This is a genomic window from Vibrio sp. D173a, from assembly GCF_030248475.1.
Genome location: NZ_JAHGAH010000541.1, coordinates 1 through 1,108 on the forward strand (window position 1 = coordinate 1; position 1,108 = coordinate 1,108).

Annotated in this window: 1 protein-coding gene; it reads right to left on the minus strand. The window is 41.2% G+C overall.

The window, feature by feature from the left end; all coding sequences use genetic code 11:
• Positions 1-448 (minus strand): winged helix-turn-helix domain-containing protein (locus KIV40_RS27375; protein WP_285352349.1); only part of this gene is annotated, 448 nt, incomplete at its 3' end.
• Positions 449-1,108 lie beyond the last annotated feature (660 nt).

Genomic DNA, 1,108 nt, shown 5'->3' on the forward strand with positions numbered 1-1,108 from the left:
CGAGCCTGTTTGGCTTTGGCGGTGTCAGTGCCATCTTTTCACTGATTCGGCGTCCAGCGATGGAAAACTCCGGTTCACTGCTCATTTCCTCACTCGCTTCAGGTTTTGGCACCGAGATTTTTTCGACTTTTACTTCACCATCAAACCGGTAACCACGCTCTGGCACCGTAATTATGTAACTTGCCTTACTTTCACTATGTTTCTTGAGCACTTTTCTAAGCTCAAATACCGCTTGGGTCACCACTTGATCGGTTAATACACTCCCATTCCACACCTCTTCGATCAGTTCATCTCGGCTGTGGGTTAATCCTGGGTTCATGCACAAAAACTCAAGTAACTTTGCCAGTCGGTTATCAATCGTGATCAACGAATCGGCAAACTGGATCTGCCCTTCGTTTGGCACAAAACGCCATTCATCTACGATAAAACTGATATTTTTGTCAGGCATTCACACAAACTCTCTCTTTTTTATTCACCTTATTGAGTAAACATAGTCTCAATTCAATGATTTTGCTGACAATTTCTAAAACCTTTAGCTCGATTTTCCACACATTCAGTTATCAAGGAGATCAAGATCACATTTTCGTAGACTTCAACACTATCGACGACGTTTTACCAAGCATTAAAACGAAAAGAGTCACACTTCCTTCTAGGAAATTCTTTTAGAAAAAATGCACAAAACACTGTTTTTATTGGTTTTATATTTTGTTGATGACGAGCTTATGAAGATTTATGAACAGATTAGCTTTCGGTTATGCCACACCAGTGAGAACAATACATTATGGCCCCACACCGCAAGTGAGGGACGAGACGCATGAATAGAGAAAGCGCAACCTTCCCTGATGTCACTTGCAATAAGGATATATAAGTCGATGTTTGATACATCATCTGCTGAAGGATTAGGGAACGTTAGTCAACCTATACATTAAGAGTTCTTAAACAATGAAACTGAACAAATTTATTCTTCCTATCGCTGCTATCTTCTTCGTAACTCAGGTATCTGCTAACCCTTACGTGGGTGCAAGCTACCTTTATTCTGAGTACCAAGCAGAAAGCGATAACACCGACTTCAGCGACGAAAACAGCGGCTACAACCTTTACCTTGGTT